Origin of the sequence: Kitasatospora sp. NBC_01539 (assembly GCF_045040525.1) — a bacterium.
In the GTDB taxonomy this organism is placed as follows: Bacteria; Actinomycetota; Actinomycetes; order Streptomycetales; family Streptomycetaceae; genus Kitasatospora.
This window is the reverse complement of the sequence record NZ_CP109390.1, coordinates 365,979-384,929: the sequence shown is the minus strand read 5'-3', so window position 1 is coordinate 384,929 and position 18,951 is coordinate 365,979. Positions and strand designations below refer to the sequence as shown.

The 18,951-nt window shown below is 74.3% G+C and carries 16 protein-coding genes; 4 read left to right on the top strand and 12 right to left on the bottom strand.

Annotation, left to right across the window (positions count from 1 at the left end; translation table 11 throughout):
- Nucleotides 1-20: 20 nt before the first annotated feature.
- The 3 genes from OG335_RS01575 to OG335_RS01565 all read right to left on the bottom strand — a co-directional run bounded on the left by OG335_RS01575 (nucleotide 21) and on the right by OG335_RS01565 (nucleotide 3,350).
- Complete coding sequence (locus OG335_RS01575; protein WP_405009129.1) at nucleotides 21-1,040, bottom strand: cytochrome d ubiquinol oxidase subunit II; 1,020 nt, start codon at nucleotides 1,038-1,040, stop codon at nucleotides 21-23.
- A complete protein-coding gene (locus tag OG335_RS01570) occupies nucleotides 1,037-2,452 on the bottom strand; it encodes a cytochrome ubiquinol oxidase subunit I (protein ID WP_405015279.1) in 1,416 nt (471 codons plus the stop codon). Before OG335_RS01570 ends, OG335_RS01575 begins: the two co-directional genes overlap by 4 nt.
- Nucleotides 2,453-2,519: 67 nt before the next feature.
- Nucleotides 2,520-3,350: an SDR family oxidoreductase gene (locus OG335_RS01565; RefSeq protein WP_405009128.1), complete on the bottom strand. Its 831-nt coding sequence runs from the start codon at nucleotides 3,348-3,350 to the stop codon at nucleotides 2,520-2,522.
- A 264-nt stretch (nucleotides 3,351-3,614) separates the two neighbouring features.
- Here OG335_RS01565 and OG335_RS01560 point away from each other — a divergent pair, with 264 nt between their 5' ends.
- The 3 genes from OG335_RS01560 (at nucleotide 3,615) to OG335_RS01550 (ending at nucleotide 9,272) form a co-directional block, all read left to right on the top strand.
- Entirely contained in the window at nucleotides 3,615-4,205 is a 591-nt protein-coding gene (locus OG335_RS01560) for a gluconokinase (protein ID WP_405009127.1), read from the top strand.
- 287 nt (nucleotides 4,206-4,492) lie between these two features.
- The gene (locus tag OG335_RS01555) at nucleotides 4,493-8,191 is read left to right on the top strand and encodes a S8 family serine peptidase (protein ID WP_405009126.1); all 3,699 of its coding nucleotides are present in this window, start codon (nucleotides 4,493-4,495) and stop codon (nucleotides 8,189-8,191) included.
- Between the two features lie 88 nt (nucleotides 8,192-8,279).
- Nucleotides 8,280-9,272 (top strand): helix-turn-helix domain-containing protein, encoded by a 993-nt coding sequence (locus tag OG335_RS01550; protein WP_405009125.1) that lies wholly within the window; start codon nucleotides 8,280-8,282, stop codon nucleotides 9,270-9,272.
- A gap of 24 nt (nucleotides 9,273-9,296) precedes the next feature.
- Here OG335_RS01550 and OG335_RS01545 read toward each other — a convergent pair whose 3' ends face one another.
- The 4 genes from OG335_RS01545 to OG335_RS01530 all read right to left on the bottom strand — a co-directional run bounded on the left by OG335_RS01545 (nucleotide 9,297) and on the right by OG335_RS01530 (nucleotide 13,435).
- Complete coding sequence (locus OG335_RS01545) at nucleotides 9,297-10,598, bottom strand: DUF2254 domain-containing protein (RefSeq protein WP_405009124.1); 1,302 nt, start codon at nucleotides 10,596-10,598, stop codon at nucleotides 9,297-9,299.
- A gap of 114 nt (nucleotides 10,599-10,712) precedes the next feature.
- Nucleotides 10,713-12,482, bottom strand: coding sequence for a cation:proton antiporter (locus tag OG335_RS01540; protein WP_405009123.1), 1,770 nt, complete (start codon nucleotides 12,480-12,482; stop codon nucleotides 10,713-10,715).
- Between the two features lie 147 nt (nucleotides 12,483-12,629).
- Nucleotides 12,630-12,893 carry a UBP-type zinc finger domain-containing protein gene (locus OG335_RS01535; RefSeq protein WP_405009122.1) on the bottom strand — a complete coding sequence of 88 codons (264 nt, stop codon included), beginning with the start codon at nucleotides 12,891-12,893 and terminating at the stop codon, nucleotides 12,630-12,632.
- A 62-nt stretch (nucleotides 12,894-12,955) separates the two neighbouring features.
- On the bottom strand, nucleotides 12,956-13,435 hold the full coding sequence (locus OG335_RS01530) for a DUF5709 domain-containing protein (RefSeq protein WP_405009121.1): 480 nt from the start codon (nucleotides 13,433-13,435) through the stop codon (nucleotides 12,956-12,958).
- Nucleotides 13,436-13,645: 210 nt separating this feature from the next.
- Between OG335_RS01530 and OG335_RS01525 the strand changes: the two genes are divergently transcribed.
- On the top strand, nucleotides 13,646-14,011 hold the full coding sequence (locus tag OG335_RS01525; RefSeq protein ID WP_405009120.1) for a PRC-barrel domain-containing protein: 366 nt from the start codon (nucleotides 13,646-13,648) through the stop codon (nucleotides 14,009-14,011).
- Between the two features lie 148 nt (nucleotides 14,012-14,159).
- Here OG335_RS01525 and OG335_RS01520 read toward each other — a convergent pair whose 3' ends face one another.
- The 5 genes from OG335_RS01520 to OG335_RS01500 form a co-directional block, all read right to left on the bottom strand.
- Entirely contained in the window at nucleotides 14,160-15,641 is a 1,482-nt protein-coding gene (locus tag OG335_RS01520; RefSeq protein WP_405009119.1) for a cytochrome P450, read from the bottom strand.
- 67 nt (nucleotides 15,642-15,708) lie between these two features.
- Nucleotides 15,709-16,326, bottom strand: a complete 618-nt coding sequence (locus tag OG335_RS01515) for a GTP-binding protein (RefSeq protein WP_405009118.1) — start codon at nucleotides 16,324-16,326, stop codon at nucleotides 15,709-15,711.
- Nucleotides 16,307-16,666 carry a DUF742 domain-containing protein gene (locus OG335_RS01510; protein ID WP_405009117.1) on the bottom strand — a complete coding sequence of 120 codons (360 nt, stop codon included), beginning with the start codon at nucleotides 16,664-16,666 and terminating at the stop codon, nucleotides 16,307-16,309. The genes OG335_RS01515 and OG335_RS01510 overlap by 20 nt, the downstream gene beginning before the upstream one ends.
- Nucleotides 16,663-17,070 (bottom strand): roadblock/LC7 domain-containing protein, encoded by a 408-nt coding sequence (locus OG335_RS01505; protein WP_405009116.1) that lies wholly within the window; start codon nucleotides 17,068-17,070, stop codon nucleotides 16,663-16,665. Before OG335_RS01505 ends, OG335_RS01510 begins: the two co-directional genes overlap by 4 nt.
- A complete protein-coding gene (locus tag OG335_RS01500) occupies nucleotides 17,067-18,605 on the bottom strand; it encodes a sensor histidine kinase (protein ID WP_405015278.1) in 1,539 nt (512 codons plus the stop codon). Before OG335_RS01500 ends, OG335_RS01505 begins: the two co-directional genes overlap by 4 nt.
- Between the last annotated feature and the right edge of the window lie 346 nt (nucleotides 18,606-18,951).

Genomic DNA, 18,951 nt, shown 5'->3' with positions numbered 1-18,951 from the left:
GCGGTGGCACGGCGGTGGTGTCACCGCGCGACGTCCTCGTCGGTCAGCGGTTCCAGGGCGCCGCGGGTGTCGAGCCGGTAGAGCACGGTCACGGCCGGGCCGATCAGGACGAGCGCGACCACGGAGACGATGAGCATCCACTGCAGGGTGGCGCTCGCCCCCGCGGCTTCCCGGACGGTCAGCGAGGTCGGCACGAGGTACGGCCGTTGGGCGACGCCCCAGGCGGCGACGGCCAGGGCGACGGCGGCGACCGCGCTGTACCGGGCCCATCCGAGGGCCGGGCCGCCGACCAGGAGGACGGTGACCGCCCCGGCCGCCACCGACAGCAGGACGAGCAGCAGCCCCCAGCCGTGGGTGAGCCCGTGGTGGACGTACGAGGCGTCGTCGGCGGTCACGGCGAGGCCGACCGCGCCGACGGTCACCAGTGCCGCGACGGCGATCCGGGCGCGCAGCCGGAAGTAGCGGACGAGCCCGGCCTCGCCGAACCGGCGGGCGTCCGCGGTGAGGAAGACCGCGCCCAGCACGGCGGTCGCGCAGACGGCGAGCAGCCCGGCGATCACCGAGGTGGTGTTGGCCCAGGCGTCGGCGGAGGCCGTGGTGCCCGGGGCGACCCGGCCGGAGGCGACGCTGCCGATGACGGTGCCGAGGAAGAACGGGGTGAGCAGCGAGGCGACCGCGAAGGCGGCGCCGAAGACCCGGCGCGCGGCGACCTTGCGGGTGGGCTTGCGCAGGGCGAAGCCGGCGCCGCGCAGGACCATGCCGACGGCGGCGAGCGCGAGGGGCAGCCACAGGGCGGTGAAGACGGTCTGGAAGAACTCGGGGAAGCCCGTCCACATGAGCACCAGGACGAAGATCAGCCAGACGTTGTTCACCTCCCAGACGGGGGCCATGGCGTGGTCGATCAGCCATCGGGGGCGCCTGCCGCGCTCGGTGCCGCCGGCCAGGAGGTCCCAGAAGCCGGCGCCGTAGTCGACGCCGCCGCCGCAGGCGTACGCGGCGATCGCGAGCAGCAGGACCCAGGAGAGGACGTCGGCGGTCACTCGTGCTCTCCCGGCGCCCGGTCCGGGCCGTCGGAGGGGGGCGGATGCGCTGCGGTTGCGGCGAGTTCGGGGCGCGGGCCGTACGGGGTGTCGGTCTCCGGGCCCTCCGCGGCGGCCGTGCCGCCCCCGGCCAGGCGCCAGCGGGTGCGCATCTTCAGCAGCACGGTGAGGAACGCCCCGAAGATGAGGACGTACACCACCGCCACGACGGCGAACATCGTCCACAGGGAGGCGGCGCGGGTGGGCGTGACCGCTTCCGAGACGCGCATGTTCTGGTAGACGATCCAGGGCTGGCGGCCGACCTCGGTGGTGATCCAGCCGCACTCGACGCAGAACACGCTGGCCGCCCCGGCGATCGCGGCGCAGCGGAAGAACCACTTCGACCGGGGCAGGTCGCGGTGGCGCCACCAGCACCAGGCGTACCAGAGGGCGAGCAGGATGAGCACGCTGCCGATGGTCGCCATGATGTCGAAGGCCCAGTGCACGATGGTCGCCTGGAGCGCGGTCGGCCGGTCGGAGGCGGGCACCGAGGCGAGGCCGGTGACCTGGGTGTCCGGTGTGAACCCGGCGAGGATGGAGTCGAGTTGGGGGATCTTGAGGCCGCCCTTGACGGTGCCGTCCTCCTGCAGGCGGCCGAAGAGGTACTCGGGGACGTGGGTGTCGGTGTCCCAGACGAGTTCGGCGGTGGCGAACTTGATCGGCTGCTTGTGGAAGATCTGCCGCGCGATGTTGTCACCGAGGAAGAACTGGATCGGGGTGAGGATCGCGGCGACGGTGAACGGCACGGTGAAGCCGAGGCGGTGGTAGCGGTCGCGGCGGCCGCGCAGCCAGCCGACCGCGTAGACCCCGGCGACGACGTACCCGGCGGTGAGGAACATCGCGACGACGAAGTGCCAGTACTCCGGCCCGAACATCGGGGTGAAGATCGCCTGGCGGACGTCGACGTCGACCGGGTTGCCGCCGGCGTCGAGGGCGAAGCCCTGCGGGGTGTTCATCCACGAGTTCGCGGCGATGATGCCGAACGCGCCCATGAGGGCGGCGAGGGGCAGCGGCACCGCGAGCCGGAAGTGCGTCCACGGCCTCAGCCGGCGCCAGCCGTAGAGGTAGATCGCGATGAGGATGGCCTCCAGGAAGAACGCCCAGGCCTCGACGCCGAATCCGAGTCCGAAGACGTCGCCCCAGCGGCCCATCATGCCGGGCCACAGCAGGCCGAACTCGAAGGACAGCACGGTGCCGGTGACGATGCCGACGGCGAACTGCACGGCCATCACGGCGGACCACCGCCGGGCCAGCAGCAGGGCGACGGGGTCGTTCTTGCGCAGCCCCCGGTAGTGCATCACCAGGGTGATGAACGGCAGGGCCACCCCGAACGGCACCAGCATGATGTGGGTGGCCAGGGTGAACGCCATCATCTCGCGGGCGGGCAGGAGTTGCGCAGGGGCGTCGGCGAGGAGCCGGGTCACGGTGTCCACCTGCGGGTCAGCCTCCGGTCGCGAAGCCGGGGAAGAGCGTCATGCCGCCGTCGACGTAGATCGTGGCGCCGACCACGTAGTCCATGAGGTCGGAGGCGAGCACGGTCACGGCGTGGGCGATGTCGTCGGGGTCACCGACCCGGCGGTAGGGGATCAGCCTGAGCAGGTCGGCCTCGGCCTCGGGGGTCTCCCAGGCGCTCCGGTTGATGGGGGTGCGGATGGCACCGGGTGCGACCGCGTTGACCCTGATGCCCTTCGGGGCGAACTCCTGCGCCAGGGTCTGCATCATCATCAGGATGCCGCCCTTGGACGCCGCGTAGTTGACGTGCCCCGACCACGGGATGATCTGGTGGACGGAGCTCATGCAGACGATCTTCCCGGCCGAGCGGGACACCTCGGGGACGACGCCCCGGCGCACGAACTCCTTGGCGGCCTCGCGCGCGCACAGGAACTGCCCCGTGAGGTTGACCTCCAGGACCTTGTTCCACTGGTCGAGCGTCATCTCGGTGCTGGCGGCGTCGCGCTGCAGACCGGCGTTGGCCACCAGGACGTCGATCGTGCCGAACTCCTCGACCATCCGCGCGACCATGGCGACGACCTGGTCCTCCTGCGAGACGTCCGCCTCGTGCGCGTACGCCTGCACGCCGAACGACCTGATCTCCTCGACCACTTCGTCCGCCGCCTCGCGGCCGAAGACGTAGTTCACGACCACGTCGGCACCGGCCCTGCCCAGGCCGATCGCGGTGGCCTTGCCGATGCCCGAGTTCGCGCCGGTGACCAGCGCCTTCTGCCCGCGCAGCAGGGGTGGCAGGTCGAGCCGCCGTCCGTCCGAGGCCATGGTCGTCTCCCGTCGTGGGTTCCCGTTCGCTGTCGCAGGCACCCTGCCCGGCTGCGCCGCGCGCCCGGGGTGAGGCTCGCGGTGCGCTCGGCCGATCGGGTGCGGTGATGCGCCCGGACGGGGTACCGCGGTGCGGCCGGCGTCCCGGCCGTGCGGCCGTCCGGGTGCACCGCGCCGGGCGCGGCGATGGCGGCCGGGCCGGTCGGGCAGCTTGTGCGGGAAGCTCTCCCCGGGAGCCGTTTCGGGGACGACGCGAGGAGCAGCATGGGGAGACCGGCAGCGGAACCGACGGTCGTCGTGGTGATGGGCGTCTCCGGCTCGGGCAAGACGACCCTGGGCCGGCTGCTCGCCCGCCGCCGCGGTGTGCCGTTCGTGGAGGGTGACGACCTGCACCCGGCGGAGAACATCGCGCGGATGTCGGCCGGGGAGCCGCTCGACGACGAGGCCCGCAGACCCTGGCTCCTCACCCTCGCCGACCGGATCCGCGTGGCTACGCGGAACGGGGAGGGAGCCGTGATCTCGTGTTCCGCCCTCAAGTACGAGTACCGGCGGCTCTTCCGTGCGGCCGGGGCCGGCGTGTGGTTCCTCCACCTGGACCTGGACCCCGAGGTCGCGCGGGCCCGGATCACCCACCGGCCCGGGCACTTCATGCCGCCCGCGCTCCTCGACTCCCAGTACGACACGCTGGAGCCGCTGCGGGCCGGTGAGCCGGGGCTGACCGTGGACGCCGCCGCCGGCCGCGAGGCGGTCCTGGAGGCGGCGGAGGCGGCCATCGCGGACTTCGAGGGCTCCGAGGGCTCCGAGGGCTCCGAGGGCTCCGAGGGCTCCGAGGGCTCCGGGGGTTCCGCCGGGTGAGCCCCGGCCGGGGGCGGGGCCCGGTCCGCGGCGGCCGGTGGCGGTGGCGCATGTGAGACCTGGCTCCTTTGTGCCAGGTCAGGGCGTTCCGGAGCTCCGGCACGCACCTGTAAGACCGTCACATGACTCCCCCCATACCCCGTCGCCGCCCCGGTCGGAGGATCCTGACCGCAGCGGTGGCCTGTACCTCGGTGGTCGTCCTCGTGGCCGGACCGGCCGACGGTGCGACGGCGCGCGGCGCGCTTCCGACGGCGTCCCCGGCCCGGCCGGGCAGCACCACCCACAGCGTGACCCTGATCACCGGCGACGTGGTCCGCGTCACGGACCTCGGACAGGGCCGGCAGGCCGTCGACGTGAGCCGGCCGGCCGGTGCCCCCGGCGGCGTGCGGACCGAGAGCGTCGGCAAGGACCTGTACGTCCTCCCCGACGAGGTCATGCCGTACCTCGCCGCGGGCGCGCTGGACCGGCGGCTGTTCGACGTCTCGTCACTGATCGCCCAGGGGTACGACGACGCGCACAGCGACGGCATCCCGCTGATCGTCGGCTACGACACGGCCGCCCCCGGTACGGAGGCCGCTCCCCGCACGTCCGCCGCTCCCGGTGCCGGCCCCGCCGCGGGCCGGGCGCCGAAGGGCTCGGCCACGGTGCGGACGCTGCCCAGCATCGACGGCGCCGCCCTCAGGGTCGCCAAGAAGCACACCCGGGACACCTGGAACACGGTGGCCGCGCCCGTCCCCACGGCCGTGACGGCCTCGGCGGAGCCGGCCGCCGCCCGGCTGTCGGGCGGTGTGAACCGGATCTGGCTGGACGGGAAGGTCCACGCCTCGCTGGCGACGAGCACCGCCCGCATCGGCGCCCCGGGCGCCTGGGCCGCGGGCCTCGACGGCAAGGGCGTCAAGGTCGCGGTGCTCGACACCGGTGCCGACCGCAACCACCCGGACCTGGCCGGCCGCGTCTCGCAGGCCGAGAGCTTCGTGCCGGGGGAGAGCGCCGGCGACGGCCACGGCCACGGCACCCACACCGCCTCCACCGTGGGCGGCAGCGGCGCCGCCTCCGACGGGCGGGAGAAGGGCGTCGCACCCGGTGCCGACCTGCTGATCGGCAAGGTGCTCGCCGACGACGGCTCCGGCGACGACTCCTGGGTCATCGCGGGCATGGAGTGGGCCGTCGCCCAGCACGCCAGGGTGGTCAGCATGAGCCTCGGCGGCTCCGACCCCAGCGACGGCACCGACCCGATGAGCCGGGCGCTTGACCGGCTCAGCGCGGAGAGCGGCGCCCTGTTCGTGGTCGCCGCGGGCAACGCGGGGCAGGAGGCCGTGATGGGCGCGCCGGGCGTCGCCGACGCGGCCCTGACGGTGGCCGCCGTCGACGACGAGGACCGCCTCGCCTCCTTCTCCACGACGGGCCCGCGCTACGGCGACTACGCCCTCAAGCCGGACATCGCCGCCCCCGGCGTCGACGTCCTGGCGGCGAAGGCCGGCGGTACCGCGGAGAGCGGTTTCTACCAGGCGATGAGCGGCACCTCGATGGCGACCCCGCACGTCGCCGGCGCGGCGGCGATCCTGGCGCAGGAGCACCCGGACTGGACCGGCACCCGGCTCAAGGACGCGCTGATGAGCACCTCCGTGCCGCTGGCCGGGACGACCGCGTACCAGGTCGGGGCGGGTCGGGTCGACCTCACGTCCTCGGTCGCCTCCGCGGTGACCGGCACCGGTTCGGTCTGGTTCGGCTTCGACGCGTGGCCGCACACCGACGAGCCGGCCGTCGCCCGCACCGTCGTCTACCGGAACGACGGCGACACGGACCTCGTGCTGCGGCTCGCCGAGAGCGTCGAGGTGGCCGGCGGCGCGTACGACGTGGACCCGGGCGCCGACGCCGGTGCCGCCGCGCCCGCGGGGATGTTCACGCTCTCCGCCGACACGGTCACCGTGCCCGCGCACGGCAGTGCGAGCGTCACCGCGACCGCCGAGCCGCGCATGGGCGCGAACGGCCGCCGCTACCTCGGCCGGGTCACCGCCACCGACACCACCGGTGCGGTGCGGGTCCGGACGCAGTTGGGCCTCTACAAGGAGGACCAGCGGTACACCCTGCACGTCTCGCTGAAGGACCGCGCGGGCAGGCCCGCCGCGGGCACCGTCGAGCTGCAGACGTTCGGCGTGCCCGACCCGTCGTACATCGCGGTCGACGCCACCGGCCGTGCCGACGTGCGGCTGCCCCGGGGCACCTACAGCGCGGTGAGCTACCTCCCGGTGGCCGGCAGCCACGGCCCCGACTCGGCCGGCCTGGCGCTGCTGGGCGACCCGGAGATCGTCCTCGACCGGGACCGCAGCGTCGACCTCGACGCGTCCCGGGCGGTCGAGGCGACCGCGCAGGTGCCGCTGGAGAGCGAGGATCGGCTGGTCTCCGCCGACTGGTACCGCTCCGACGGCGCCGGCAGCACCATCGCCGGGCAGTACATCCTCTCCTCGACCGACGACAGCCTGTTCGTGCTGCCCACCCGCGCGGTGACCCGCGGCGCGTTCGAGTACGAGACCCGCTGGCGCAAGGCCATGCCGCAGCTGACCGTCAGCCGGGACGGCCGGCCCGTCACGATCCAGCACCAGGCCGGGTCGTCGGTGTACGACGGCACGGCCCGCCTGAAGGCCGTCCGCGCCGGTACGGGCACGCCCGCCGACTACGCGCACCGCAGTGCCAGGGGCAGGATCGCGGTCGTCACGGCCTCCGACGCGCTGACCGGCAGTCAGCGGGCCCGGGCCGCCGCGGACGCGGGCGCCGCCCTGCTGATCGTGGTCGCCGACGGCCCCGGCAAGCTCTACGAGTGGGTGGGCACCGACGAGGGCACCGAGAGTCCCGTGCCCGTCGTCTCGGTCACCGCGCGGGAGGGCGCGGCGCTGCTGGCCGCCGCCGACCGCGGCGCCGAGCTGGCGCTCCGGGGCGTGCGCAACTCGCCGTACGTCTACGACCTGGTGGACCCGAAGCCCGGCCGGATCCCGGCGGACCTGGCGTACCGGCCGAAGGCGGCGGAGCTCGCCACCGTGCGGATGCGCTTCCACGGCGACACCACCTACGCGAGCGCCGAGTACCGCTGGGACTACCGTCCCTACCGGGCCTACTCGGTGGGCATCATGCAGCGGGTCGACATGCCCGGCACCCGCACCGACCTCGTCTCCGCCCAGGCCGGCACCACGTGGTCGGAGGACGCCCTCACCGGGCCCGACCTGGCCGTCGAGTCCCGGTCCGGCATGGTGACCTACCGGCCGCACACCGACACGACCCGGGACTGGTACGCGCCGGTCGCGCACCCCCGCAACGGCAGCGGCTTCTGGTGGTCGTCCCGGCAGCTGGGCTACGCGGAGGTCAACGTCCAGCCCTGGACGGACAGCGGCACCGACCACGGCGGCTACATGCTCGACGACCACAACACCGTCGAGCTGAAGGCCTACGAGGACGGCCGGCTCGTGAAGACCTCGGCCTGGCCCTCGCTCTACCTCGACTCGGTGCCGGACCGGCCGGTGACCTACACCTTCGACATGAGGGCCGAGCGCGACCCGGCGCTGTACCGCCTCACGCCCCGCACCCACTCGGTGTGGACGGTCCGGTCCGCCCCGGTGACCGATCCCTACGCGGTCGACCTGATGGCGCTCCTGCAGCTGGACTACCAGGTCTCCACCGACCTCGCGGGCGACCGGCCCGGCGGGCGGCAGACGGTCGGCCTGTCCGCGAGCCACCTGCCCGGCGCCGCGGGCACCGGCAGGGTCACCGACGGCACCCTCGCGGTCTCCTACGACGACGGCGTCACCTGGCATCCCGTCGGCCTGGAGCGCACCGGCACCGGGAGCTGGACGGCCCGGTTCGACGCACCCTCCCACGGCTTCGTCTCCCTCCGGGCGACGGCCCGGGACAGCGCCGGCAACCGCGTCACCCAGGACGTGATCAGGGCGTACGGGCTGTCCGGCCCGCCCCGTCGCGGTCACGCCGAGCCGTAACCCGCCGCGGTCGGCACGGCCCCGGGCGCTCCGCCCGGGGCCGTGCCCCGTATCCTCACTCGCCACCACCGGGAAGTGAGGACCGCTCATGTTCGCTGCGCTCGGGCTCGACCCCGCCGAGGAGGAGGTCTACCGCCTCCTGGCGACCCGGGTCGACCGAAGTGTCGCCGGACTCGCCGCCGACACCGGGCGGACGACGGACGACGTCCGCGGCCTGCTCGCCGCACTCACCGCCCGCGGACTGGCCACGGGCACCCCGGGCCCCGGCGGCCCGGACGCCGACACCGTCTACACCGCCGCGCCCCCCGACGTCGCCCTCGGTGCGGTGCTCCGCCAGCGGCGCGACGACCTGCACGCCGTCGAGGCCGCCCTCGCCGACCTCGCGGAACAGCACCACCGGGCGGCCCGCGACCGCGCCTCGGGCGTCGTCGAGGTCATCACCGACGTCGCCGCGGTGCGCCACCGCTTCGCCCAGCTCCAGCAGTCCGCCCACCACCACGTGCGGTCGATGATGGTGCCGAACCTCACCGTCGTCCCCCACACGCAGAACGAGGCCGGGCAGGCCGGTGTGCGCCGTGGCGTGCTCTACCGCGCGATCCTCCAGCGCTCGGCACTCGTCGAACCGGGCATGGTCGCGGGCGTCCTCGCCAGCCTCGCCGAGGGCCAGCAGCTCCACGTCGCCGACCACGTGCCGGTCAAGCTGGTGATCGCCGACAGCCGGGTCGCCATGGTGCCGCTCCGCTCGGCCCAGAACACGGCCGCCGCGTCCGTCCTCGTGCACGCCGGCGGCCTGCTCGACGCGCTGATCGCGTACTTCGAGACGTCCTGGCAGGCGTCCTTCCCCATCTCGGCGAACACCGTCGGCGACGGCCTGACGGAGAGCCGGCCCGGCGAGATCGACGAGCTCGACTCCCGCATCCTCGCCCTGGTACTGGCCGGGCTGACCGACCAGGCGGCCGCCGGCCAGCTCGGCATCTCCCGCCGCACCGTCCAGCGCCGGCTCACCGACCTCATGGCGCGGGCCGGCGTCGAGACCCGCATCCAGCTCGGCTGGCAGGCGGCCCGCCGTGGCTGGGCGTGACCCGTCCTCCCGCCTGCCGGGCGGTCAGGGGACCGCTGTGCCGCCCCCGTCCGGGTGCCGTCCGCCGCCGATGCCCTGCGGGTCCGCCGTCCGCGCCGCGGCGCGGCGCGGCGCATCGGCGAACTCCCGCCCGACCGCGTCGGCGAGCAGGGCGAGCTCCGCGAGGAGGGCCGGCCGGCACGCGGCGGGCAGGGACTCCAGGAGCCCCTCCAGCATCGCCCGGAGCCGCCGGCAGACCTGGACGGAGCCCGCGCCGTAGTCGCGGATCTCCGTGACGGCGAGCTGGAGGTAGTCCTCCCAGGCCCGGCCCGGCACCACGAGCCGGGGCCGGCCGCCGCCGTCGCCGAGCACGTAACGGCCGCGGAGCCCGACCCGGCCGACGGCGTGCAGGAACGCCTCGACGTGGTTGAGCACCTGCACCGCCGTGGTGGGGTCGTTGACCGCGGGGGAGAGCGCCCGGATCGCGACGTCGACGAGGATGCGCAGCGCGAAGGCCGGATCCTGCTCGATGGTCCGCTCCGCACCGAGGGCCAGGAGCCCGGCCACCTCCCGCCGGTCGGGCGCCGAGGCGCCGCCGTGGACCTCGACGACGATGCCGCCGGGCGACACGAAGTCACCCACCACGCGGGCCATGACGAGGACGCAGTCGTGCCGGGCCGCCAGCCGCACCATCCCGGCCGCGTCGAACGCCTGGACCACCCCGCCGCGCCCGGCACGGACACGGGTCACCGGCCCGGCCGGCAGGGCGGGGCCGGCACCGGGTACGGCAGCGTCCCGGACCTGCGCCGCGGTGCTGTGCAGCACCTTCTCGCCCATGCGGGCCACCAGGTCGGCGATCGCCACCGGCCGCAGGTTGTGGGTGAAGCGGTTGAGGTAGATCAGCAGGAGCAGCAGGCTCACGGAGACGGCGACGCCGGCCAGCGTGACCCCGAGGTTGGGGACGGAGTCGGACTCGATGCTCCGCAGCAGGGTGTAGGCGAACGAGAACGTGCCGGTGAACGTGGCCAGCACGGCCTTCTGCAGCCGGTCGCGGTACCAGAGCCGCATGTAGCGCGGCGACAGCGTGCCGGTGGCCTGCTGGATCACGAGGACGCCGATCGTCACGACGAACCCGAGCAGCGCGATCATCGAGCCGACGACGGAGCTGAGGACGCTGCTCGCGGTCGACGCGGAGTAGGCCCAGGTGTTCGGCAGCCAGGAGGCCCCGTCCACGGCGGCCGCGCACTCGGCCAGGACGACCCCGAGCAGGAGCCCGAACAGCGGCACGATCCACAGGCTGGCCTTGGCGTACTGCCGCAGCCGGAAGCGGGCGGCCCACGACGTCATCGGGCCCGCCCGAGCGGGGAGCGTCCTCGACGGGCCGGCGGGGAGGAGGACCTCACAGGGGGCACCTTCCGGATTCGGCTTCGGGACGGGGTCGCGGCGCTCGCCGCCGTCCGGTCACCCCGCGCCCGCTGCGGGGCCCAGCAGCACGGCGGTGCCGCCCTCCTGCGGCGCGGCGGGCCGTGACGCGGTGACCGGGTCGAGCCTGCCGTCGGGGCGGAGGGTGAACAGCGTGTCGTGACCCGGCGGGACCGGCGCGCCGCCGGACTGCACCAGGAAGCGCGCGCCCTGCCGGTAGCGCTCCGCCAGGACGTGCCGGACGAGCGTACGGCCGAAGAGGATGTCGCCCCCGGTGTACGGGGCGACCACGCCGTGGCTGTCCCGCGGGGGCCCCACCCGGTAGACCGGCCCCTCCACGTTGTCCTTGACGACGACCGAGGCGAGCGCGTTGAAGTCGTCGTCGTCGGTGAGCAGGAACACCGCGGTGACGCCCTCCAGGCGCGCCCGCGGGTTGGTCGCGGTCGCCAGCATCTCGCCGTGCGCGAGTTCGATGCCGGCCGCCCTGATCCGCTCGCGTTCCTCGTCGAGCCCCGCCCACATCAGCACGTCGAGCCCCGCCGTCTCCAGTGCCGTGCCCAGGCCGATCACCCACGGGTCGCCGCCGACGAGCAGCGGCCGGGTCCGGCTCGGCCGCACGACGCCGAGGCGCCGGGCCACCGGGGCGGCGGTCAGGGCGTAGAGCAGGACCGTCCCCACGATCACGAGGAAGGTGATCGGGAGGATCTTGGCGGCACCCGGCAGCCCCTTCTGCACCAGGGTGGCGGCGAAGGCGGACGCGGTGGACGCGGCGACGATGCCGCGGGGCGCCATCCACCCGATGAAGCCCCACTCCCCCCGGGTGAGCCCCGAACCGCGGGCCGCCGCGTACGCGATGAGCGGACGCAGCACGAACACCAGGACCACGATCATGATCAGGGACGGGACGAGCACGGGCGTCACGGACGCGGGGGTGACGGCGGAGGAGATCGAGATGAACAGCAGACCGATGATCAGCTGGACGAGCGTTTCGAGGAAGGGCCTGCGGGCCGGCATGTCCAGGCCCGGCAGGTTGGTGACGGCGAGTCCGGTGACGATCGCCGCGATGAGGCCCGTGTCGTCGCGGGCGATGTCGCAGCCCGCGGAGACGACGACGACCGTCGCCAGCTGCGCCAGCGTGCCGAGCGTCTCGCCGAGCCGCAGTTTGCGCAGTGCCAGCCAGAGGAGGCCGGTGCCCACGGCGCCGCCCACCAGGCCGACGCCCATGCTGATGAGGAACTGCCCGATCTGGTAGCCCCGGCCGATGTCGATCTGGCCGGTCGTCGCGACGGCGTGGAAGACGATGGCGCCGAGGATGCCGCCGATCGGGTCGGTCAGCGTGCCCTCCCAGATCAGGATGCGCCGTACCTTGTCCGTCGGCCGCACGTACTCGAGCAGGGGGCCGACGACGGTGGGGCCGGACACGACGAGAATCACGCCGATCATCGCGGCCACCCGCAGGGGGATCCCGAACAGCGCCGGTCCGATGGCCGAGACGGCGAAGAAGGTGACCAGGATGCCGATGAGCAGCAGCCGCCCGACGATCCCCCGGGTGCGCCCGGTGAGGTTGCGCAGGTTGAGCCCGAGGCCGGCGTCGTAGAGGATCACGGCGACGGACAGCGAGACCAGCGCGGGGAAGTCCGGTCCGACGAGCCGTGCGGGATGGATGACGTCGGTCAGCGCGCCCGCCGCGAAGCCGACCGGCAGCAGCACGATCAGGGCGGGGACGCGCAGCCTGTTCGCCAGGACCTGCGAACCCGTGGCGAGGGCGACGGTGAGGGCGATGCCCAGGAGGATGTCTTCGTCGGTCACGGCCGCCTTCCTTGTCGAGCGCCCGGCGCACCGTGGGATTGAATCGCACTCCCCACGGCGCCGCGTGCCGCCCGCACCGGGACACGGCACGCGCCACCCGATCGGCCCCGGGCGGCCCCGCGGCGGGCCCGGGATGGCGGGCCGGGCTCAGACCACGGCTTCGTGGACGTAGCACCAGCGCCAGTCCTCGCCCGGCTCGAACGAGCGGACGACCGGGTGGTCGGCGGTCGCCGCGTGGGCGCTCGCATGGCGCAGCGGCGAGGAGTCGCAGCAGCCCACGTGGCCGCAGGTGAGGCAGAGCCGCAGGTGCACCCAGGACGATCCGAGGCGCAGGCAGTCCTCGCAGCCCTCCGGCGTGCGCGGCGCGACGTCGCGGACCATGGCCAGGTGCGGGTCGGGCGGGGTCGTCATGGCAGCCTCCGGGCGGGTCGCCGGGTCGGGGCGGCCTGCCCGGGGGCGGGCCGCCCGCCGTCCTACGGGGCTTCGGTGCCGGGCTCCTCCGGCGGCACGATGTGCATGGCGGCCTCCTCGGCGCAGGCCGCCCCGCCGTCGATCCCGACGTCGGAGGCGAGGAGCTCCCGGTCGACCGTCCCGTGGGTGCCCTCGTCGGGGGCCACCAGCCGTCCCGCCCGGTCGTCGCCGACCTCGCGGTCCACCGGTTCCCCGTCGCCGCCCGCCAGGTCGCCGATGCCGTCGCCGTCGTCCGGCGCGACGTCGGGCAGCTCGCGGGCCAGCCGCAGGTCGAGGCTCTCCCCGTCGCGCTGCTCCGCCACGGTGGTGCCCGGCCGGTCGACGCCGTACGGGCGCTCCGGTGGCGAGTAGCCCTCGTCCAGGACGTCGTCGTACCCGCGGTCGTCCAGTGTGTTCTCGGGATCCAGGGGACCGGTGTCCTGCTGGTCGTCGCCGCCCCCGGTGGGCGGGCCGTCGTTCTCCGTGCCGCCGTTGCTGCTCATGATCACCTCCGGGCGCGGTGCGCCGCAGCCGCCACGCCCACCGTACGGCGCCTGCCCGGCGGCCGCCCACTCGGCGGCGCTCCCCGGCCCCGGGCCGGGGGGAGCGCAGGGCCCACCCGTGTGGGCCGCCGGGTGCGGGGCAGGCGGAGCCCTGCACGACCGACCGCGCCGGGTACAGCCGGTGCGGCACGAGGACGCAAGGGAGGCGCCATGAGCGGCACCGAGATCTGGGAGTTCCGTACGACGGCCGGCCATGTCTCCGGCACGGACCTGGTGGGGTACCACGTCGAGGCGACCGACGGCCACATCGGCAGGATCGACCGGCTGTCGGAGGAGGTCGGCTCGGCGTACCTCGTCGTGGACACCGGCCCGTGGATCTTCGGCAGGCGTGTGCTGCTGCCCGCCGGCACCGTCGTCCAGGTCGACCGGGAGGGCCGGAAGGTCCACGTGGACCGCAGCAGGGACGAGATCAAGGGCGGACCCGAGTTCGAGCCGGACCGGCACGGCCCGGACAGCGCTCTCCAGGACGCCTACACGGGCTACTACGGCCCGTTCTACAGCGGCCCGTTCCTCTGACCGCCCGTTCCTCCACGCGCCTGCGGGCCGCCACCCCGGGGTGGCGGCCCGCAGGCGCGTGTCGGTCGGACCGGTCGGACCGGTCGTGCCGGCCCGGGTGGAGTCCCGGTCGAGCCCCGGTCGAAGCCCGGTCGAAGTCCGGGAGCCGTCAGCGCCGGAACCGCGCGGTGAGTGCGCTCCACCAGCGCCGCTGCCGGGGGACGGCGGCCGTGGCGGCGGGGTGCGGGGCCGGTGCGGGCGGGTCCACGGGCCGCGCGGCCGCGGGCGGCGGTGCCGTCGTCGGTGCGGTCGGTGCGGTCGGTACCGTCGTCGGGGTGGCGGGCACCGTGCCGCCGGCGGCCGGGGGCTCCCCGGCGGTCGCCGTCCGCGGGGTGAAGCGGACCGGGAGCTCGACCAGGTGACGGGAGATCCAGGCCGATGTCCAGGTCAACTCGCTCTCGTGCACGGCGAGTTCCAGGTCGGGGAGGCGGGTCAGCAGGATGTCGATGCCGGTCTCCGCGATGGCCCGGCCGATGTCCTGGCCGGGGCACTCGTGCGGGCCGCCACCGAACGCGAGGTGCGAACGGTTGCCGTGGAGCGGCGCCGTGAGGTCGGGGCGGATGGCCGGGTCGACGTTGCCTGCGGCGAGACCGAGCAGCAGCATGTCGCCGGCCCTGATCTCCTGGCCGCCGAGCTCGGTGTCGCCGGTGGCCCAGCGCCCCGCGACCAGCGACATCGGGGCGGAGTCCCAGAGCACCTGGTCCAGGGCGTCGGGCAGGGTCATGTGCCCGCCGGAGAGGTGGGCGCGGAACCGCCGGTCGGTCAGGACGAGTTTGAGGGTGTCGGCGATCAGGTTGACGGTCGTCTCGTTCGCGGCGAGCAGCACCACCCGCAGGTGCTCCAGCACCTCGTCGTCGGTCAGTTCCGCATCGTGCCGCATGAGCCAGGACACCAGGTCGGAGCCGGGCTCCTCCCGCTTGCGCTCCATCATCCGGCGCAGCGTGGCGACGACGTAGTCGTTGCTCGCGATGGCCGTCTCGGTGCCCTTCATCAGGTCCCGCGCGGCGTCGACCAGCCTGGGGCCGTACTCCTCGGGCATGCCGACGACCTGCGTCATCACGAGCATCGGCAGGTGCTCGGCGAACCGGGCGATCAGGTCGGTCCGGCCGTCGGGTCCGAACTCCCCGATCAGCTGGTCCGCGAAGCGGGTGACGTAGCGGCGGATGCCGCGGCGGTCGAAGCGGTTCAGGCTGTCGGTGACCGCCCCGCGCAGGCGCTTGTGCTCCTCGCCGTCGGCGAACACGCACAGGGGCTGCCAGGCGATCACCGGCATCAGCGGGTTGTCCGGGGTCACCCGGCCCTCCTGGAAGGCCGTCCAGCGACGGGAGTCCCGGGAGAACCTGGACGGCGTGCGCATGGCCGTGAGGTTCGCGGCGTGGCCGAGGATCAGCCAGGCCGGGAGGTCGCCGTGCAGCAGGACGGGCGCCACCTCGCCGTGCTCGGCGCGCAGCTTCTCGTAGAGTCCCGCCGGGTCGGCCTCGGCCTCCGGCCCGTAGAGCCGCCGGAGGCCGTCGGCCCCGAGCCCGAGCCCGTGGGCGGGGCAGCCGGGCGGCGGGGTGAGGGAGGCATCGTCAGGGAACGCGGTGGTCACGGCATCTCCGGGGTCGGCGTGAGGCGGTCGGCGTATCGGGCGATCGGGCGGTGGGGGCGGAGCACGGTCAGTGCACGGCCGGGGCCGAGAGGTGGTACAGGTAGCGCATCAGCGCCATCAGGACGTCGCGGCTGGACTCCCGGGTCCGGGCGTCGCACGCGACGATCGGCACCTCGGGGGGCAGGTCGAGCGCGGCGCGGAGCTCCTCGGTCGGGTAGGCCGGCGACTCGGGGAAGGTGTTGGCCGCGACCACGAAGGGCACGCCGCGGTCCTCCAGCCGCCCGATCACGTCGAAACTGACTTCGAGGCGGCGGGTGTCGACGAGGACGACCGCGCCGAGGGCCCCCTCGAACAGGCCGTTCCAGAGGAACCAGAACCGTTCCTGCCCGGGCGTGCCGAACACGTACAGCACCAGTTCGTCGCTGATGCTGATGCGGCCGAAGTCCATCGCGACGGTGGTGGAGGTCTTGCGCTCCACCCCGGCGGTGTCGTCGATGCCCGCCCCGGCCTGCGTCATCGTCTCCTCGGTGGTGAGCGGACGGATCTCGCTCACGGAGCCGACCAGGGTCGTCTTGCCGACGCCGAAACCGCCCACGATCACCACCTTGACCGCCGTGGCGGCCGTGGCCGGGAGCAGGTCCGCGTGCTGCGGCCCCACCACCGTGTCAGAGCTTCTGAAGTCCATGGATCACCGCCTCCAGCAGGGCACGGTCGGGAAGGGCCGCGGGCGGGACGGAGGCGCGGGCCTCGATCCGCTCCTCGGCGAGGAGGTCCGTCAGGAGCACGGTGATCACGCTCACGGGCAGCCGCAGGTGGGCGGAGATCTCCGCCACGGAGAGCGGCGAGCCGCAGATCCGCAGGATCGCCGCGTGCTCCGGCGGCAGGGTGGGCGTCGGCTCCGAACGGGAGACGACCAGGGTGACCAGGTCGAACGTGGTCCGTGCGGCCATACCGCTGCGGCCGCGCGTGATCACGTAGAGACGTTCGGGGTGGCCCTCGTCCCAGTCCTGGTCGGCTGCACTCACGCGACCTGCTCGCCGCTGCGCGGAGGCGTACTGAGGTGTTCGCCGATCCGGGCGACGAGGTCGCGCATCCGCTGGCCCATCAGCCCCGCGTCGACGCCCGCGTCGGCCAGCACCGCGAGGTACGCCCGGGCGCCGGCGGCCATCAGGTAGAAGAAGCCGCCGCCCATCTCGATCACGACCAGCCGCATCCGCCCGTCGCCGTGCGGGAATTCGTGGCCCACGGCGGCGGCCAGGCTCTGCAGGCCGGCGCAGGCCGCGGCCAGGCGGTCCGCGGTGTCGGCATCGGTGCCGTACTGCGCCATCCGCAGGCCGTCGGCGGAGAGCACGACGACGTGCCGGGCGTGCGGGACGCCGTCCGCCAGTTCCTTGAGCATCCAGTCCATGTTGGTCCGCTGCTGAATCACTGCTCGCCCTTCCCTGCAGACTCGTCACTGGTGCGGCCGCCGCCTTCCGCAGGCGATGCGTGGCCGTTCACCCCGTCGTTGAACGCCGCCAGCCACATTCCCGGCTGCACCGGCGCCTGCGCCGGCTCGGGGACCGCGGGCGCCGCCGGGGTGCCCGCGGCGCGGGAGGGCGCGGCATGGCGGCGGCGCTGCGGCAGGCCGTTCGGGGTCCGGCGGCTCACCACGGCGATGTCGCCGTCGGCCGTGACCGGCCCGGAGAAGGCCCCCTGGGCCGACCCGAAGGACTGCTCCGTGGACGGCGCGGGCACCGTCCAGGTGCCCCGCACCCGTCCCGCGCCCGACGGCGAGAGGCCGGGGCCGGCGCCGATGCCGTGGGCCCGCCCGGGGGCGGGCGCCGTGGTCAGGAGGTCCTGCGGCACGATCAGCACGGCGCGGACGCCGCCGTACGCGGAGGGGCGCAGCGAGACCTGGAAGCCGTACGCCTGCGCGAGCCGGCCGACGACGGCCAGACCGAGCCGGGGGGTCTCGCCGAGGTCGTTGAGGTCGATGCCCGCCTGGGCCTCCTTGAGCATCCGCTCGGCGCGGGCCCGGCCCTCCTCGCTCAGGCTGAGGCCGCCGTCCTCGATCTCGATCGCTATGCCGGTCTGCACCTCGACGGCGGTCAGATGGACGTGCGTGTGGGGCGGCGAGTAGCGGGTGGCGTTGTCGAGGAGTTCGGCGAGCGCGTGGATGAGCGGTTCGACGGCGGGGCCGACCACGGCGACCTCGGACACCGGGTGGAGCTCGACCCGCTGGTAGTCGAGGATCCGGGAGATGCCGCCGCGCAGCACGCTGTAGAGCGGCACCGCCTTGCTCCACTGCCGGCCGGGGCGGGCGCCGCCGAGCACGGCGATGCTGTCCGCGAGGCGCCCGACCAGCGCGTTGCCGTGGTCGAGGCGCAGCAGGTCGTCGAAGACGGCCGGGTTGTTGCCGTGCCGGTCCTCCATCTCGCGGAGGTCCTGTGCCTGCCGGTGGACGATGGCCTGGACCCGGCGGGCGATGTTGACGAAGGCCCGCTGCGCGGACTCGCGCATGCCCTCCTCGTTGTCGACGGCCTCCAGCACGGTGCGCAGCACGGCCTGGCGCGCGGCCTGGAACTCCGGTCCGGTGACGGTCTCGTGCGACTCGTACGCCTTCAGCACGTCCTCGGTGAACTCGCCGCGCTGGAGGCGCGACACGGCCTCGGGCAGGGCGACCGTGGCCAGCAGGACCGTTTCGGTCTCCTGCCGGGCCAGCCGTCGGCGCAACTCGGCGTCGTGCCGGGCGTACTGCACGCGCAGGGCCTCCAGCACGCGCCCGCGGCGCGCAGCCTCGGCCGCCACCACGGCCACCGCCGCCGTACCCACGACGCCGCACCAGACGACACCCGCACGGGCGCCGGCGGAGGACGCCGCGACGGCGACGACGGCGGCGACGGCCGTCAGGGCCGTGGGCAGCAGCCACACGAGGACGTGAGCGTGGCCCTGACCTCCGGGTGACGATCCAGCACGAAGCATCAGCATCCTCAAACGATCGGGAGAGCAGGGGTGGACGGGCGGGGGGTGGCGGCGCCGGAGGCTGCGCGCCACCCGTGGCCGGGGGCGCGCGCCACCCCACGCCACCCGGGTGCGGCGGGGGAGCGGTGCGCCGGGCGGGAAGCAGCATAGCCGGTTGCGGCGGGTATCTGACGAAACCTCAACAATGCTTCTGTATAGATGATTTCGTTCCTTTCGGGTGGATGTTCAGGTGACTCGCACACCAGTGGGAAGGGGGCGCGTGCCGGGCCGGTGGTGCACCAGGCTTGCCCCGGAAGGGGGTTGACGTACCGGTGTCAGCCCGTGGTTCGCCCATGAGGACGGACTC

Bases quoted from the DNA above. Each gene is read 5' to 3' on its own strand.
- OG335_RS01570 (WP_405015279.1), bottom strand. From the start codon at position 2,452: ATGATGGCGTTCACCCTGGCCACCCACATCATGCTGGTGCCGTTCGGG.
- OG335_RS01565 (WP_405009128.1), bottom strand. From the start codon at position 3,350: ATGGCCTCGGACGGACGGCGGCTCGACCTGCCACCCCTGCTGCGCGGG.
- OG335_RS01560 (WP_405009127.1), top strand. From the start codon at position 3,615: ATGGGGAGACCGGCAGCGGAACCGACGGTCGTCGTGGTGATGGGCGTC.
- OG335_RS01550 (WP_405009125.1), top strand. From the start codon at position 8,280: ATGTTCGCTGCGCTCGGGCTCGACCCCGCCGAGGAGGAGGTCTACCGC.
- OG335_RS01545 (WP_405009124.1), bottom strand. From the start codon at position 10,598: ATGACGTCGTGGGCCGCCCGCTTCCGGCTGCGGCAGTACGCCAAGGCC.
- OG335_RS01535 (WP_405009122.1), bottom strand. From the start codon at position 12,893: ATGACGACCCCGCCCGACCCGCACCTGGCCATGGTCCGCGACGTCGCG.
- OG335_RS01530 (WP_405009121.1), bottom strand. From the start codon at position 13,435: ATGAGCAGCAACGGCGGCACGGAGAACGACGGCCCGCCCACCGGGGGC.
- OG335_RS01525 (WP_405009120.1), top strand. From the start codon at position 13,646: ATGAGCGGCACCGAGATCTGGGAGTTCCGTACGACGGCCGGCCATGTC.
- OG335_RS01515 (WP_405009118.1), bottom strand. From the start codon at position 16,326: ATGGACTTCAGAAGCTCTGACACGGTGGTGGGGCCGCAGCACGCGGAC.
- OG335_RS01500 (WP_405015278.1), bottom strand. From the start codon at position 18,605: ATGCTTCGTGCTGGATCGTCACCCGGAGGTCAGGGCCACGCTCACGTC.